We start from the raw sequence: 15,781 nt of genomic DNA on the forward strand, positions 1-15,781 counted from the left end.
GAATTTTAAATATAAAGCTTAGGGCCAGAAGACCTTACCCTTGTGGTTTCAGGACGAACTTTAGAGATTGGTTTTTCAGGGGTAACGGTTTCTTGTTTAGTTGTATCCTCCTTTATCTCATTGGTATTTGGTGACACATCTTTTGCTTTTGTTTCAACTTCACTTTCACCTTCTGATTTCACTGTATCATCACTGGATGATATGCTTCGGAAAACCTTCCACATGGACGGCAAGTTTTTAATAACTGGGCCATATTGCTCTACCATTGGAGTGAATTGTTCGGCTGCCTGCAGCACTTTTTGCGTGTTGTTGAGCATATTGTTCAGGGAATCAGGGTTTTTTAATGTCTCTAAAATCCCACCTCCACTACTTCTTGAAGAATTTTGGTTGGTAGAAGAAGCAGCTGGCGCAAATAAGTTTGGGGAAGCTGCATTCTGTTTGGACTTACCCAGAATTCTTGATAACAATCCTTCTTTCTTCGCAGGTGGCTGTTCCGGCCTCTGTGGCTGATTGAATGGGCCACGGAAACCTTGAGGTATTTGTTGAGGTCTATTTGGTGCAACAGGTCGACGCATCTGTTGAAAAGCGTTTGGATTTTGCTGCTGGGGTCCTCTAAATGGGCCTGGTGGCTGCGGCATTCGCCTTCCATTAGGTGGTTGAAAACCGGGTCCGGGTGGCCGATTTCTACCTGGGAACATAGGTTTCACCTCCTCTAAGTTTATATGCTGGTGTTTTCTTCTATATAAATTATGCAGTTCAACAAAAAAGGTTTGAGGAAAGAATGACTGGGCTGTTGTGAAGTAACCGGAAAGAAGGTAAGATGGTAACGGTAGTCTTTTAGCTCCATGTCTGCGGGGGATACGCTATGGCCAGGACAGGGGCTTTTCGTTTGCAAGAGTCCATTTAAGAGAACTAACCAAAGCGCTTGCGCTTTTTATATTTTTTTAGCTTCAGCGCCTAGCTCGTTGTGAAAAAGATGATGGACCTCAAAAGGCAAAAATCGCCTTATGGGTCAATCCCTATTTTCTTCACGAGCTACCCAAGGCGCTTGCGCTTTTTGTATAAAATTTATTATAATAATAGGACATGTCTATTGACTGACAAGGATAAAGGAGTTTTTTGATGAAACAAAACCAATTTGAACGATTTAATTTGAAAAGCTACATTCTAGATGCGGTTCGTACTTTAGGGTTCGATAAGCCGACGGAAATTCAAGAACGTGTGCTTCCGTCGCTTTTAAAGGGAAGTAGCTTAATAGGACAGTCGCAGACAGGTACGGGTAAGACACATTCCTATTTGCTGCCAATTATGAACAAGCTTGATGCTGGTAAAAATGAAGTTCAAGCGATTATTTCCGCACCAACCCGTGAGTTAGCGAACCAAATCTACAAAGAAGCTTTGAAAATTGCAGACCATTTCCCAGAGGATGAGCAGATTCAAGTCCGTTGCTTTATCGGTGGTACTGATAAACAGCGAATGATTGATAAATTAAAGATACAGCCACAACTGGTTATTGGGACTCCTGGTAGGATTAAGGATTTGGTTGAAGCTCAGGCCTTACAAGTGTATACAGCAAAAATGCTTGTAGTCGATGAAGCGGACCTAATGCTTGACATGGGATTCCTTGAAGATGTCGATTTATTTGCTTCACGTATGGCTGAAAAAATTCAAATGCTTGTTTTCTCGGCAACTATACCAGAAAAATTAAAGCCATTTTTGAATAAATATATGGAGAATCCGAAATATGTTCAAGTGAACCCTAAACAGGCGACTGCTGCAAAAATTGAACATGTCTTAATTCCGCTCCGCCATCGTAACAGAGAGCAGTTACTGCATGATATCATTGTTCGTTATAATCCGTATTTGGCGATTGTTTTCACAAACACCAAAAAAATGGCAGATCATGTGGCTAATTCTTTGATTGAAAAAGGGTTGAATGTCGGTCGTATTCACGGAGATTTAACACCGCGTGAGCGTAAAAAAATGATGAAGCAAATTAAAGATTTGGAATATCAATTTATTGTTGCGACAGATTTGGCTTCGCGTGGAATCGATATTGAAGGTGTCAGCCATATCATTAACTATGAATTGCCATCAGATTTGGACTTTTATATCCATAGAACAGGAAGAACAGCTCGTGCAGGATATTCAGGTATCGCCGCAACGATCTATGATACATCTGATGAAGATTCATTGAACCGTCTTGAAAAAATGGGAATCGAATTTCATGATGCCGATATCCAAAACGGCGATTGGATTAATATAGACGAGCGTAATAAACGGAAAAACCGTAAGAAACAAAAATCTGATATTGATGTCAAAGCAAGTAGGCATGTTAAGAAGCCAACTAAAGTTAAGCCTGGTTACAAGAAGAAAATTCAACGTGATGTGGAAAACTTTAAAAAACGTGAACGTCGTATACAGAGAAAGAAATAATAAGGGAGTAATTAGATGCTGAAGATTGGATCGCATGTTTCAATGAGCGGGAAAAATATGCTTCTTGCTGCGAGTCAAGAAGCGGTTTTATATGGCTCCAACACATTCATGATCTATACGGGAGCCCCTCAAAATACAAGACGTAAAAAAATCGAGGATTTAAATATCGAAGCCGGTAGATTGGATATGGAAGAAAATGGAATTAGTGATATTGTGGTCCATGCCCCCTATATCATCAACATCGGAAATACGACGAATCCAGCCACATATGAGCTGGGAGTCAACTTTTTACGTAGTGAAATCGACCGGACAGAAGCGTTAGGTGCAAGACAGATTGTTCTTCATCCAGGTGCACATGTTGGTGCAGGCAGTGAACTCGGAATCAAGAGAATCATCGAAGGCTTAAACGAAGTGCTCACTGCCGATGATAAAGTTCAAATTGCCCTTGAAACGATGGCTGGTAAAGGAACTGAATGTGGCCGTTCTTTCGAGGAGTTAGCGATGATCATCGACGGTGTAACCCATAATGATAAGTTATCGGTATGCTTCGATACATGCCATACTCATGATGCTGGATATAATATCATCGAGGATTTCGATGGTGTTCTAAATGAATTTGATAAACTAGTCGGTATTGACCGCATCAAGGTCCTTCATATCAACGACAGCAAAAACGAACGCGGTATGCGTAAAGACCGCCATGAAAATATTGGTTTTGGCCATATTGGTTTTAATGCGTTGAATTATATTGTCCATCATCCGCAATTAAGCGATGTTCCGAAAATACTGGAAACACCTTATGTAGGAGAAGACAAGAAAGACAAAAAGGCACCTTATAAATTTGAAATTGATATGTTTAAGAACAATCAATTCGAAGAAGATTTATTGGAAAAGATCATGTTACAAAAATAATAATGTTGAAAGGGCGATTCATCGAAATAACGATGAATCGTCCTTTCATTTTACTTACAATGTGGACGAATGCCTAGGTAACTAAGTCAGACAGCCAGCAGTTATTTAAAAATTGGAAGTAAGATTGTTGAAGAGGGTTTCAATTTCCCTAGCTGTGCTGGCTCCGGCAACATTAGTAATTTGACCAAGAACGTTCTGTCTTTGACGTATATCAAAAATGTTAATGTTTTTACCTTTTAGAAGTGCGCTGATATCTTGTGCTTGTTTTTGAGTTAGTGAAACCTGGTGCTGCCTCGCAAGGGAAAGTAGTTCATCGGGTCGTATATTGTTAATTTTATGATTAACCATCATTTCAAATAATTTCATACGATCTCCTCCTTTTTTAAAACATATGAAGAAGGTAGACGTATGTGAACATGAAACTTTGTTTGATTCCCGAGAAATTGATTTAAATAATGAATTTTAGTATATCAGGGCGAAAAAGCTCTTGATTAGAGAGCCGGATTCTTTACATCTGAACTTCTTTGATTTATACTAACCATTGTTAATCGTAATGATTCTTAAAAAAAAGGTGATCTCTTTGGATAATGTAGTAAACCCCATTGTTAAATTAGAAGATATATCTTACAAATATACAAAAGATCTAGTGTTGGAACATGTTTCGCTTGAAATCCCTAAAGGGGCTTTTTTAGCAATTGTCGGACCAAATGGATCCGGTAAGTCCACGCTTTTGAAGTTGCTACTTGGTTTATTTAAGCTCCAAAAAGGAAAAATTGAAATATTTGGGGAAGATATACGACGCTTTAAAGATTGGCAAAAGGTCGGGTTTGTGTCACAAAAGGCGAACTCCTTTAACTCAGGATTCCCTGCAACTGTATTTGAAGTGGTTCAAAGCGGTTTGACCAAAAAAATCGGTTTATTTAAATTTGCAAGTAAAGAGGATAAGCAAAAGGTAAAGAAAGCTTTGGAATCTGTGGACATGCTCGATTATCAGAGCCGCAATATCGGTGAATTATCCGGGGGCCAGCAGCAGAGGGTATTCATTGCCCGATCACTTGTCAGTGAGCCGGAATTGATGATCCTGGATGAACCTACGGTCGGAGTGGATTCAAAGAACGTCCACCAATTTTATGAAATGCTGGAAATGTTAAATGAAAAATTAGGAATTACCCTAATTTTAGTCACTCATGATGTTGGTACGGTGACCGATAAAGTCACACATGTCGCCTGCTTGAATAAAAAGCTTCATTTTCATGGGGATGCCTGTGAATATAATGATTTGGATGAGGGAGAACTGTCATCAATTTATGGGCACGGCGTCCAACTGTTAAATCATAATCATTAAAATGTTTTGGAGGATAGCCCAATGATATCGGGGATATTGCAATTTGAATTTTTGCAGAACGCTTTTTTGACTGGAATCATCATCGGAGCGCTTGCGCCATTAGTAGGCGTTTTTGTCGTGGTAAGAAGGATGTCGATGATTTCCGATGCACTTAGTCATGTAGCGCTTGCTGGAATAGCATTTAGTTTATTGCTTCAAAAGAGCTTTCTATCACTTGCTGGATTGAATCCGCTATATATAGGGATGGCTTTTTCGGTAGGGGGTTCTTTATTTATTGAAAAATTAAGAGGGGTGTACAAGCATTACCAAGAACTTGCAATCCCAATCATTATGTCCGGTGGCATGGGTCTGAGTGTAATTTTTATTTCAATTGCGGATGGTTTCAATACGGATTTATATGGTTATTTATTCGGAAGTGTCAGTGCAGTCAGCCGTTCAGATTTGTATGTCATTTTGGCAGTGGGAATAGTAGTTTCCTTGATGCTTACCCTATTGTATAAAGAACTATTTCTGTTATCATTTGATGAAGAGCATGCTAAAGCTTCTGGAATACCTTATAAAGCGATTCACTTTATATTTATTGTCATGGTAGCATTGGTCATTGCTGCTTCGATGAAAATTATTGGAATATTGCTAGTCTCATCGCTCATGACGCTACCAGTTGCAGCTAGCCTCCGCTTTGCGAAGGGTTTTAAGCAGATGATTGTTTATTCCGTATTATTCGGTGAAATTTCCGTTGTCGGCGGATTATTTTTATCATACAACCTTAATCTCGCTCCAGGTGGGACAATTGTTATTATCGCAGTGCTAATTCTCATCTTGTCAATTTTGTTTGATAAGTGGAAAAATCGATAGATGGGGTGATGTTTTGAACGTAACAACTGCCATGCAATTACTAAAAGATAAAGGCTTTAAACATACAGGAAAGAGAGAAGAAATGCTTCAGCTTTTTTCTTCCAGTGATAAATATTTAACCGCTAAAGATGTGTTGGAGAATATGAAACAGGAATATCCAGGCTTAAGCTTCGATACGATTTACCGTAATCTTTCCTTGTTTGTCGAACTCGGAATCTTTGAGACAACCGAGTTGGAAGGAGAAAAGCATTTTCGCTTTACATGCGGACATTCTTCACACCATCACCACTTCATCTGTTTGAATTGCGGTAAAACGAAGGAAATCGAATTATGCCCGATGCAGGAACTTCAGGAAAGTTTGAAGGACTATGATGTTTCGGGACATAAATTTGAAATTTACGGACGCTGTCCTGCATGTAGTGTTTCTGTAGAAGCGTAAAAAACCATTGACTTCAGTCAATGGTTTTTCTTTTTATTTTATAGTAAGGGGCTTTTCTGCCATCCAATTATTCACCCAGTGAGAGGCTTCTTGCCAATTGTTGACTCGTATCACTCTATCGGGCACAGGATCTTGGTTATAAGGGGTATTAAATAAAATTACGGGTATTTTGCACTCTTCAGAAATGGCCACCGCATTATCATGCTTGTCTTCCAAAAAGAGATCGACGGCAAATTTTTTGGCTGTAGCAACTTTATCGTGTGAACCAACCAACTCTAGGTGGTTATAAATGACCTTATTCGTTGAAAACCAATTCTTTGTTACATCTAGCAGGCGGTTGCTTCTGGCACTGATAAAATATAAGTCAGCTTGGTCTGTCCACTTTTCCAATATATCTTTTGCTCCCTCAGCCAATATAGACTCGGAATAAATGAGTGGCTCGGTTTCTATGAACCATTTGGTGAAGTCTTCTTTTGGTACATTTACAAAAGGGAATAAGTCATACTCAGTAATATCTTCATAAGCTAAATTCAGTTGAAAAGCTTTATTTAAATAGGGGACCATGGTATCAGGTCTTGTAACAGTCCCATCTATATCAATGCCAAAACGTTTTTTCATGATGAATCTCTCCTCATTTTCAATACTTGTAATAGTGTACCATATACCAACTTAGCAATGGAAAAAAACCATATTTATTTCCAAGACATGAAACCTTTTTCACGGTAGTTTCTTTAGATTGTACATACACTATAAATGCTCCTACAAATGAAAGTGAGGGATGCACGAATGGAAAAAGATGAATACTCCAGTATTGACGATGAGATGCGATCTAAAGAGGAAAGTGTACCAGCAGTTGTAGATGATCAGCATCATGAGCGTTATTATAATGAAGATACAGCTGCAGATGACAGGCGATATGAAAATCGGGAGTCTAATGTAAAGACGGATAACCGCTATCGTGAAGAAACTTCTGCCGAAATATCAACACCACCTCAGCGAAGCAGAGGATATAATGACGAGTCGGTTGATTCTGAAGGTATAACTTCAAGAGGAAACGTTGTTGGAGTTATATCCTTAATCATCTCCATAATATCGTTATTTATGATGCCCTTCATCTTAGGGGCTTTAGGGATAATTGTCGGTATTTTTGCTCGCGTTCGAGGATCAAAAATGGGTACATGGGCCATAGTTATTGGTGCAGTCTCCATCATTGTCGGCATATTTATTCTGCCGTTCTTTTAAAGGAGCATATGCTTGCCTTCGATGTCGTTTTCATGACATTGAAGGCGCTTTTTTTGTTTGTAATCAGTACAAATTTTATGCTTAACACTTTTCTAATGGCTTATCGACTAATGGTGAGTTATATTTATTTGAATTTAGTGCAATTAGTGAATTAAAAAGAAAAAAGTCCCGAAAATAAAATTCGGGACTTTTTTTATTTAGTTAAGGCTGCAGCAGCAGCAGCTTCTGCTCTTTGTTTTTCATAGTACTCTTCAGCGATTTTGTCAATTTCCTTTTTCAGTTCCTCGACCATCGTTTCTTCAGGCACTTTACGTACGATTTGTCCTTTTCTAAACAGTAAACCTTCACCACGTGCTCCAGCAATGCCGATATCCGCCTCACGAGCTTCACCAGGGCCGTTTACCGCACAACCTAGAACAGATACCTTAATTGGTGCTTTAATCGTCTGGATGTACTCTTCAACCTCATTAGCGATTGAGATTAAATCAATTTCGATACGTCCACATGTAGGACAAGAAATTAAAGTAGCCATGTTAGAAGCAAGTCCAAATACTTTTAGAAGCTCCCTTGCCACTTTTACCTCTTCGACAGGATCAGCACTTAAGGAAACACGCATCGTGCTTCCGATACCTTGGCTTAGGATGGCACCTAGTCCGGCAGCACTTTTTACAGTTCCGGAGAACAATGTACCTGATTCCGTAATCCCCAGGTGTAGAGGATAATCGAATGCTTTTGAAGCTTTTTCATATGCTTCTATGGCTAAATTTACATCAGAAGCCTTCATGGAAACGATAATGTCATGGAAATCGTGATCTTCCAGGATCTTGATATGGTGTAAGGCACTTTCAACCATGCCATCGGCAGTTGGGTATCCATATTTATCGAGGATCTTCTTCTCGAGAGAACCAGCATTGACTCCAATACGAATCGGAATTCCTTTTGCTTTCGCCGCTTTAACAACTGCTTCAACTTTTTCACGTCGTCCGATGTTACCAGGATTAATCCTGATTTTATCTGCTCCGCCTTCTATTGCTTTAAGAGCCAGCTTATAATCAAAATGAATATCAACTACAAGTGGGATGTTTATCCGTTTTTTTATTTCAGGAATGGCATCAGCTGCTCTTTCATCTGGGCAGGCCACACGTACGATTTGGCAACCAGCTTCTTCAAGACGAAGAATTTCTGCAACTGTTGCTTCAACATCATGTGTTTTTGTTGTAGTCATGCTTTGTACAATAACTTCATTATTGCCGCCAATTGTTAAGTTTCCGACTTTAATTGGCCGCGTCTTAGTGCGATGTATGATTTCACTCAAGTGGAATTCTCTCCTTTAGGAAAAAATCAGTTTTGATTTTTAATTTATTTCTCTAAAATATTGTATCAATGTACATACCGCTTTACAAGGAATAGGATGTATTATCTTTTTTTGTATCAAGAAAGTATTCCGTTTTTGGTGTATTTGGATGCTTTACGACAAGTCTAAGGCGCTTTTTGAAACCGTGGACCCTTTGATAGTTATTTATAAACAGGAATTTTATATGTTTTGCCAATTTGCATTTGTTCGGGCTTCAACCCTTCGTTCAGTCCTTGAAAGTCAGATATAATTGTCTCAATCGGCTGGTTTGATGCGCCGATTTCCTTTTCAACGATGGAGAGTAATGTATCACCAGGTTTGATGGTGATTTCATTGTAAGCCACTGAAGGGACAGATACAGGCTTACTTGCCGGAACAGATGGCTCGACTGAAGTGGTTGATGGATGGGAATCCGGCAGTGTACCTGTTGTTAAATCAAAATAAATAATAAATATAATGAAACAGAATGAGATAAAAAGCAGTAGCCGTTTCATTTTTCCATCCTCCCAAGCTTGTCTTTAATACATATATACTTGGAAGGTTTAAAGATTATGCCTAAAATTGGGCAGATTTTTCAAATGAAAATTAGTACTTGCTTGTACGACTTTTTATTTTGTAGTGTAAAAGCCCTTTTATATGAATTGGTGTTAAGAAAGTAGCGGATTTCCTTTGGCGTCAGATCAATCTTTTTTTGCCTCTATTATTAAGATTAAAGGTTAATGAACCTAATAAATAACAACTGAGTGATTGTTTAACAGTGATATTTCCAAAGTAAAAACCCGGGCCTTATCGGCGCGGATTTTTTGCAATTCATTAGCATATAATTCATTATTCCTTAACAGCTGATGTTTCTTTAATCGATAAGTACATCATAATTAATGTCACAAACCAGCTAAGGAGTGAAGCAAATGGAACATTTGCCTTAAAGATGTCCATGATGGTAAAGAAAATAGTGGAAAGTGTAATACTGTATGCACCAATTCTCCATAGATGCCTATAAGCAAGCGAACGACCAAGAGTGCTTTTGAAAAGAAGACCAAAAGCGGCTAGAATTGTCACTTTAATGAATGTTCCACAAGCAGTAAACAGGTATAATATGAGAAGCAGTAGCGAAAGGATAATCGGCAGCACAGAATCGACTGAATCAAGCCAAATGGATATGTCCTGATTATTTCCTTCTAAAAGGGAATAAGGAGAAGTTTGAACGTTACCACCAGAAACGAAAACCAGCTCAGATTTTAAAAGGGCGATTGCCTCATCGGCTTTAGAGCCCACATCTTCTGGGGTCAAGGTCCCTGAACCGTCTACAAAAATTTGGTATCCGTTTTTATTCAAGATAAATGGCTCGCTACTTTCAGACGTTAATGTGCCATTTTTAATTTCAAATTCCGGCAAATCTTCAGATACTGTTTCGTGCATCGCATCAATCCCATCCGCAACCATTGTACCGAAGTAAAAAGCTGAAGGGAGAAAGGCAACAAGGCTTAATAAAAATACAAATAGAATCGTTTTTCCAATTCCTTGGTTTTGAAAGGAAGCGATATCTTTAGGTGAATACAAGCTTACCCATAGTTGTTTGAATATGTTCAATGTTTTCAGCACCTATCTATTGTAATATACCTATCCAATTTTAACTACATGGTAAAAATAAAACAACCTGTATTCTACTTCAATGGTTTCACATATCTGTAAACAGGTAATTATGAAGAGATAGAGGCAAATTATAAATGAAATGTGAAAGGGCGTTTTAATTGTGGATACAATATTTTGGATAATTATAGTCCTGATGTTCATAGTGGGCTTTGTCGGATTGATTTTTCCAGTTATTCCAAGCGTTTTATTTATATTTGGGGGGATTTTGTTATATGGGCTATTTTATTCCTTTGAACCTTTTGGATGGTTCTTTTGGACAGTCCAAATTTTATTTGTCATTCTCTTATTCGCAGCAGATTATATCGCAAACATGGTCGGGGTCAAAAAATATGGAGGGACCAAAGCGGGGGTTTGGGGCAGTACAATCGGGCTTCTTGTCGGACCATTTGTGATACCATTTGTCGGGATATTAATCGGGCCTTTTATAGGCGCATTCCTGGCAGAAATCATAGTCCATAAAAAAGACCCTATTACTGCATCTAAAATCGGCCTTGGTTCCGTTATCGGATTTATAAGCAGTGTGATTACAAAAGGTATCATCCAACTTTTGATGATTGCGTATTTTTTATTCGTGGTATTCTCATAGGAAATAGAAATGAATTGAAAAAATGAGGCATAAGGTTTGAAACCGTTTCAAAAATTTGATACTCTATTGCTAGCGAGCTTTAGGTATCTTAAGAGAACTAGAGCCCTCAAAAAAACAGCTTACATAGGGAGGAATTTTATTATGGCTTTCGAACTTCCACAATTACCGTATGCATATGACGCATTAGAACCACACATCGACAAAGAAACAATGAACATTCACCACACTAAACATCACAACACGTATGTGACTAACTTGAACAATGCTCTAGAAGGCAACCAAGAACTTCTAAGCAAAAGCGTTGAAGAAATTGTTGCTAATCTTGATGCAGTACCTGAAGCTGTTCGTACAGCTGTACGTAACAATGGTGGTGGACATGCTAACCACTCATTATTCTGGGAAATCCTTTCACCAAACGGTGGCGGACAACCAACTGGTGAATTAGCTGATGCTATCACTTCTAAATTTGGCAGCTTTGACAGCTTTAAAGAAGAGTTCGCTAAAGCGGCTACTACTCGTTTTGGATCTGGCTGGGCATGGCTTGCTGTAAACAACGGTGAGTTAGAAGTAACAAGCACACCGAACCAAGACAACCCATTATCAGAAGGTAAAACTCCACTTCTTGGATTGGATGTTTGGGAGCATGCTTACTACCTAAACTACCAAAACCGTCGTCCTGAATACATCAATTCTTTCTGGAATGTTGTTAACTGGGATGAAGTTGCAAAACGTTACAGCGCAGCTAAATAATTAGTAGGAATTAAAAAGACGGGAATCCCTTTTACGGGGATTCCCGTTTTTTGTTTATCTCTGTCTACGCCTTACAGGCTAGCCAATCGATGAGTTTTCTTTACACTGCTCTAACCCGTTGTGGGGAAGGGAATTCGAGGAAGTAACGGGTTAAGGTAACAAGTGTAAGGGCAACTACATCTCTGTCTACGCCTTACAGGCTAGCCAATCGATGAGTTTTCTTTACACTTCTTATAACCCGTTGTGGGGAAGGGAATTCGAGGAAGTAACGGGTTAAGGTAACAAGTGTAAGGGCAACTACATCTCTGTCTACGCCTTACAGGCTAGCCAATCGATGAGTTTTCTTTACTTTTTTCCACATAAATACCCTTGTTTTTTCAAACACTAGAGTGGAATTTAAAGGAGAGTTAAAACAATGGGTATTTTAGAGAGATGGATGGGTGAAGCGGGAGCGAAGAAGGATTTGCATCTCCTCTTGCTGATTGGCGGCCTGTACAGCCTCAGTATCGCTTTATCCAATACATTTGTTAATGTGTATCTGTGGAAACAATCCGGTCAAATTGTTGATATTGCCGTATATAATCTAACCGTGGTGCTTTTTCAACCGCTAACCTTTGTATTCGCTGGCAGATTAGCGAAAAAAGTAGACCGGATCATTGTCCTGCGTTTGGGTGTTATCTTTTTGGCCCTATTTTATTTATCAGTTCTTTTGGTCGGCACACGGGCCACGGATTTCATTTGGCTACTTGGTGCACTGTTAGGGATTGGGTATGGGTTCTATTGGCTTGCTTATAATGTGTTGACTTTTGAGATTACGGAACCAGAAACAAGAGACTTCTTCAATGGATTTTTAGGGATTTTATCTTCATTTGGAGGGATGATTGGTCCCATTCTTTCAGGGTTTATTATTTCGAGGCTCGAGAAATTCACAGGTTATTCTATTGTTTTCGGATTATCGTTACTTTTGTTTTCCATAGCAGTGTTTCTCAGCTTTTCATTAAAAAGGCGTCCGGCTCATGGGAAATACTTTTTCATACGGATAATGAAGGAACGAAAAAATAATCGCAATTGGCTTTTAATAACTCGTGCTCACTTTTTTCAGGGGATACGAGAAGGAACATTCATGTTTATCATTTCGATTATTGTTTTTATTCAGACGGATAGTGAACTTGCTTTGGGCAGTTATGGGCTCTTAAATTCAGCTATATCTTTTATTGCTTATTTTGTTGCTTCTCGATATATAAAACAGCCGATGCGAAAAAAAGCAATTCTTGTTGGGGGAATCCTGTTGTATGCAGGAATCTTGCTAATTGCTTTTGATATCACATTTGGAAAGATTCTCATTTATGGGGCAATCGTTGCAATCGCCTACCCAATTCTACTCGTACCGTATATATCATTGACTTATGATATTATAGGCCGGGCTTGGAATGCCGCAGAAATGAGAATTGAATATATCGTAGTTCGTGAGCTGTTCGTTCATTTTGGAAGAATCGTTTCTATATTAGGATTTATTTTGTCAGTCAAGTTTTTCGATTTAAAACAGATCCTGCCAATATATCTGCTAATCGTCGGGGCGGGGCATACTATGATTTATTGGTTTGTGCGGAAAATCGACATCAATGACTAAAATTGAAAAGAGCCCTTTGAGGCCTCTTTTCAATATCTAAGACTTACGATTTTTGAAATTATGAGCCGTAAGTCACTTTTTATGTAAAGTTCGTTAGATGTTTAATATTTCTAGAACACTAAGGTAGAAAAAAATATAAATGTTCTATAGAATGGTATAGGACTATTATGACTATGTAAAAAGGATGTGTGGCTTAGTGTGAATAAAAAGAAAAAGAAAAAGACGCATGTGCCTTTCAGATTGAATATTCTTTTCTTTTTAGTATTTGTTTTGTTTTCTGCTTTAATTTTGCGTTTGGGTGTTGTACAGATTGTGTATGGTGATGATTACCGGCGCGAGATTGAAAGAACAGAGGAAGTGACCGTGAATAATTCGGTGCCCCGTGGGAAAATGTATGACCGTAATTTAAAACTGATGGTCGACAACCAACCACTGGATGCAATTACATATACAAGAAAGCAAGGTACGAAACAAAAAGAAATGGTCGAAACGGCTGAGAAACTTGCGAAGTTGATTGATAAAGAAACGGATAAAGTGACGGATCGTGATAAAAAGGATTTTTGGATTTTAAATAATCCAGAGCTTGCCGAGAAAAAGATTACGGATAAAGAGAGAAAACAAGTAGAAGAGGGCGAGCTTGAAGAAGGTGATTTGTATAAGCTTCAGCTTGATCGAATTACTGAGAAAGAAATGGAGATTCCTAAAGAAGAAATGGAAGTCCTTGCTATCTATAGAGAATTCGCAAGCGGATATGCTCTGACTCCGCAAATTGTGAAAAACAAGAAAGTAACGAAGGAAGAATTTGCAAAGGTGAGTGAACACCTTGATTCGCTTCCTGGGGTTGATGTATCAACGGATTGGGATCGTTTCTATACGTATAATAAAACACTCAAGTCTGTGTTAGGGAAGGTCTCTTCCTCTGAAGAAGGATTGCCTAGTGAGAGTTTGAACTATTATCTAGCACGTGATTATAGTCGGAATGACCGAGTTGGTAAGAGTTATATTGAGGCGCAATATGAGGATATTCTTCAAGGACAGAAAGCTAAGGTAAGGAATGTGACCGATAAATCAGGGAACATTGTGGATTCCGAAGTGATTACAGAAGGTTCGCGAGGAAAAGATCTTATATTGACAGTTGATATGGATTTACAACTTGCAACAGAGGAAATCATTGAAAAGCAATTGATTGCCAAGAAAAGAATGGGCAACACTAAGTTCTTGGATAGAGCTTTTGTCGTTATGATGGATCCTAATACAGGGGAAATTTTAACGATGGCTGGTAAGAAATATGAGAAGGATTCAAAAACAGGGAAATCTTCCATAGAGGACTTTGCATTAGGGAATATTACGACTTCCTATACGATGGGCTCCTCAGTAAAAGGTGCTACCGTTTTAACAGGTTATCAGCAAGGAGCTATCCAACCGGGTACATACTTTTATGATACGAAGTTGAAAATCAAAGGTACCAAGCCTAAAGGTTCTTACAGTAACTTCGGGAATATTAATGATTTAACCGCCTTAAAAGTATCCTCGAACGTTTATATGTTTAGGACAGCGATTAATATTGCAGGTGCAAATTATGTTCCGAACGAACCATTAAATATAAGTTCAAGCGCATTTTCAACCATGCGTAATTCATTTGCCCAGTTTGGCTTGGGTGTCCGTACGGGGATTGACCTACCGAATGAAATGAGTGGATTCAAAGGTTCGGAAACGTCACCAGGTAAGCTGCTTGACCTCGCAATCGGACAGTATGATACGTACACACCGATGCAGCTTGTGCAGTATGTTTCAGCCATTGCGAATGGTGGAAATCGTATGAAGCCGCATATGGTTAAGGAAATCCGTGATCCTGTTGATAATAATGAAGAATTGGGTCCTGTTGCGGAAGACGTTTCACCAACTGTCCTTAATCGTCTTGAAATGAAGGAAGAATGGATAGAACGTGTGCAGAGCGGTTTCGAGAAAGTTTCGATGGAACAAGGCGGAACAGCATATACTTACTTTGGGAATAAATCATATACGGTAGCGGCTAAAACTGGGACGGCGCAAGCGTTCTATGATGGTCCGAACCGAGCGGATTATAGCGAACCTCAAGATACGATGAATATCACGTTGGTCGGCTATGCACCTGCTGAAAACCCTGAAGTTGCTTTTGCTGTTGTTGTCCCGTGGGCGTACCAGGGCCATTCGGGACATAATATGAGTAAAGAAATTGGCGAAGAGATTATGGATACTTATTTCAAACTGAAAAAAGAGCGTGCTAAGAAAGGGAAGACTGAAGAAACGACTGAGTTGAAGGTAGAGAATGGTAAAGACGTTCAAAAAGAGCAGGCTGAAATAAGAAATAGTCAGGAAAATGAATAAAAAGTCATAAAACACGTTTTTGGGTAAAACCGAAAGCGTGTTTTTTTGTCATAAAGTAAAATTGCTCTGCCTCGACCTTTGCACTTTCCACATATGAAAAAGACTTATAATCACTTCAGTTGGAGTTGGAGTAATTTCCCTCTCATGTAAACAGGCACTGGGCACAAAATAAGAGAGTGATTAATGGAAAAGATACTGTTGTTAATTAGTAC

16 protein-coding genes are annotated in these 15,781 nt (G+C 38.9%); 10 read left to right on the plus strand and 6 right to left on the minus strand.

The window, feature by feature from the left end:
- Nucleotides 1-5: 5 nt before the first annotated feature.
- Complete coding sequence (gene vrrA / locus JFU50_RS18695) at nucleotides 6-698, minus strand: VrrA/YqfQ family protein (RefSeq protein WP_201185832.1); 693 nt, start codon at nucleotides 696-698, stop codon at nucleotides 6-8.
- Between the two features lie 424 nt (nucleotides 699-1,122).
- Here vrrA and JFU50_RS18700 point away from each other — a divergent pair, with 424 nt between their 5' ends.
- Together JFU50_RS18700 and JFU50_RS18705 are read left to right on the plus strand one after the other, a co-directional pair.
- Complete coding sequence (locus JFU50_RS18700) at nucleotides 1,123-2,436, plus strand: DEAD/DEAH box helicase (RefSeq protein WP_201185830.1); 1,314 nt, start codon at nucleotides 1,123-1,125, stop codon at nucleotides 2,434-2,436.
- Between the two features lie 15 nt (nucleotides 2,437-2,451).
- The gene (locus JFU50_RS18705; protein WP_201223639.1) at nucleotides 2,452-3,348 is read left to right on the plus strand and encodes a deoxyribonuclease IV; all 897 of its coding nucleotides are present in this window, start codon (nucleotides 2,452-2,454) and stop codon (nucleotides 3,346-3,348) included.
- A gap of 105 nt (nucleotides 3,349-3,453) precedes the next feature.
- Here JFU50_RS18705 and JFU50_RS18710 read toward each other — a convergent pair whose 3' ends face one another.
- Nucleotides 3,454-3,714, minus strand: a complete 261-nt coding sequence (locus JFU50_RS18710; protein ID WP_053346980.1) for a DUF2624 family protein — start codon at nucleotides 3,712-3,714, stop codon at nucleotides 3,454-3,456.
- 214 nt (nucleotides 3,715-3,928) lie between these two features.
- On the opposite strand from JFU50_RS18710, the gene JFU50_RS18715 reads away from it, so the two are divergent.
- The 3 genes from JFU50_RS18715 to JFU50_RS18725 are packed head-to-tail and all read left to right on the plus strand — an operon-like array spanning nucleotide 3,929 to nucleotide 5,987.
- A complete protein-coding gene (locus JFU50_RS18715; RefSeq protein ID WP_116820721.1) occupies nucleotides 3,929-4,693 on the plus strand; it encodes a metal ABC transporter ATP-binding protein in 765 nt (254 codons plus the stop codon).
- Between the two features lie 21 nt (nucleotides 4,694-4,714).
- On the plus strand, nucleotides 4,715-5,548 hold the full coding sequence (locus JFU50_RS18720; RefSeq protein ID WP_053346978.1) for a metal ABC transporter permease: 834 nt from the start codon (nucleotides 4,715-4,717) through the stop codon (nucleotides 5,546-5,548).
- Nucleotides 5,549-5,561: 13 nt separating this feature from the next.
- Nucleotides 5,562-5,987, plus strand: coding sequence for a Fur family transcriptional regulator (locus JFU50_RS18725; RefSeq protein WP_056528676.1), 426 nt, complete (start codon nucleotides 5,562-5,564; stop codon nucleotides 5,985-5,987).
- Between the two features lie 33 nt (nucleotides 5,988-6,020).
- Here JFU50_RS18725 and JFU50_RS18730 read toward each other — a convergent pair whose 3' ends face one another.
- On the minus strand, nucleotides 6,021-6,605 hold the full coding sequence (locus tag JFU50_RS18730; protein WP_056528677.1) for a 5' nucleotidase, NT5C type: 585 nt from the start codon (nucleotides 6,603-6,605) through the stop codon (nucleotides 6,021-6,023).
- A 168-nt stretch (nucleotides 6,606-6,773) separates the two neighbouring features.
- Here JFU50_RS18730 and JFU50_RS18735 point away from each other — a divergent pair, with 168 nt between their 5' ends.
- Nucleotides 6,774-7,229, plus strand: coding sequence for a DUF308 domain-containing protein (locus tag JFU50_RS18735; RefSeq protein WP_201185829.1), 456 nt, complete (start codon nucleotides 6,774-6,776; stop codon nucleotides 7,227-7,229).
- A 193-nt stretch (nucleotides 7,230-7,422) separates the two neighbouring features.
- On the opposite strand, the gene ispG is transcribed toward JFU50_RS18735, so the two are convergent.
- From ispG to JFU50_RS18750, 3 genes are all read right to left on the minus strand, one after another.
- Nucleotides 7,423-8,535, minus strand: a complete 1,113-nt coding sequence (ispG, locus tag JFU50_RS18740; protein WP_201225126.1) for a flavodoxin-dependent (E)-4-hydroxy-3-methylbut-2-enyl-diphosphate synthase — start codon at nucleotides 8,533-8,535, stop codon at nucleotides 7,423-7,425.
- 209 nt (nucleotides 8,536-8,744) lie between these two features.
- Nucleotides 8,745-9,077: a LysM peptidoglycan-binding domain-containing protein gene (locus JFU50_RS18745; RefSeq protein WP_201185828.1), complete on the minus strand. Its 333-nt coding sequence runs from the start codon at nucleotides 9,075-9,077 to the stop codon at nucleotides 8,745-8,747.
- A 334-nt stretch (nucleotides 9,078-9,411) separates the two neighbouring features.
- Nucleotides 9,412-10,173 carry a DUF1189 domain-containing protein gene (locus tag JFU50_RS18750; protein ID WP_201185827.1) on the minus strand — a complete coding sequence of 254 codons (762 nt, stop codon included), beginning with the start codon at nucleotides 10,171-10,173 and terminating at the stop codon, nucleotides 9,412-9,414.
- 163 nt (nucleotides 10,174-10,336) lie between these two features.
- On the opposite strand from JFU50_RS18750, the gene JFU50_RS18755 reads away from it, so the two are divergent.
- The 4 genes from JFU50_RS18755 (at nucleotide 10,337) to JFU50_RS18770 (ending at nucleotide 15,569) form a co-directional block, all read left to right on the plus strand.
- Nucleotides 10,337-10,822 carry a DUF456 domain-containing protein gene (locus JFU50_RS18755; protein WP_056528682.1) on the plus strand — a complete coding sequence of 162 codons (486 nt, stop codon included), beginning with the start codon at nucleotides 10,337-10,339 and terminating at the stop codon, nucleotides 10,820-10,822.
- A gap of 141 nt (nucleotides 10,823-10,963) precedes the next feature.
- Entirely contained in the window at nucleotides 10,964-11,572 is a 609-nt protein-coding gene (gene sodA / locus JFU50_RS18760; RefSeq protein ID WP_053346971.1) for a superoxide dismutase SodA, read from the plus strand.
- Between the two features lie 415 nt (nucleotides 11,573-11,987).
- Complete coding sequence (locus JFU50_RS18765; protein ID WP_201185826.1) at nucleotides 11,988-13,202, plus strand: MFS transporter; 1,215 nt, start codon at nucleotides 11,988-11,990, stop codon at nucleotides 13,200-13,202.
- 198 nt (nucleotides 13,203-13,400) lie between these two features.
- Nucleotides 13,401-15,569 (plus strand): peptidoglycan D,D-transpeptidase FtsI family protein, encoded by a 2,169-nt coding sequence (locus JFU50_RS18770; protein ID WP_201185825.1) that lies wholly within the window; start codon nucleotides 13,401-13,403, stop codon nucleotides 15,567-15,569.
- Nucleotides 15,570-15,781: the final 212 nt, after the last annotated feature.

The organism is Peribacillus sp. TH14, from assembly GCF_016651145.1.
GTDB classification, from domain to species: domain Bacteria; phylum Bacillota; class Bacilli; order Bacillales; family DSM-1321; genus Peribacillus; species Peribacillus butanolivorans.

Excerpts from the sequence above, each read along its gene's own strand:
- vrrA (WP_201185832.1), bottom strand. The coding sequence starts at position 698 with ATGTTCCCAGGTAGAAATCGGCCACCCGGACCCGGTTTTCAACCACCT.
- JFU50_RS18700 (WP_201185830.1), top strand. The coding sequence starts at position 1,123 with ATGAAACAAAACCAATTTGAACGATTTAATTTGAAAAGCTACATTCTA.
- JFU50_RS18705 (WP_201223639.1), top strand. The coding sequence starts at position 2,452 with ATGCTGAAGATTGGATCGCATGTTTCAATGAGCGGGAAAAATATGCTT.
- JFU50_RS18710 (WP_053346980.1), bottom strand. The coding sequence starts at position 3,714 with ATGAAATTATTTGAAATGATGGTTAATCATAAAATTAACAATATACGA.
- JFU50_RS18720 (WP_053346978.1), top strand. The coding sequence starts at position 4,715 with ATGATATCGGGGATATTGCAATTTGAATTTTTGCAGAACGCTTTTTTG.
- JFU50_RS18730 (WP_056528677.1), bottom strand. The coding sequence starts at position 6,605 with ATGAAAAAACGTTTTGGCATTGATATAGATGGGACTGTTACAAGACCT.
- JFU50_RS18735 (WP_201185829.1), top strand. The coding sequence starts at position 6,774 with ATGGAAAAAGATGAATACTCCAGTATTGACGATGAGATGCGATCTAAA.
- JFU50_RS18745 (WP_201185828.1), bottom strand. The coding sequence starts at position 9,077 with ATGAAACGGCTACTGCTTTTTATCTCATTCTGTTTCATTATATTTATT.
- sodA (WP_053346971.1), top strand. The coding sequence starts at position 10,964 with ATGGCTTTCGAACTTCCACAATTACCGTATGCATATGACGCATTAGAA.
- JFU50_RS18765 (WP_201185826.1), top strand. The coding sequence starts at position 11,988 with ATGGGTATTTTAGAGAGATGGATGGGTGAAGCGGGAGCGAAGAAGGAT.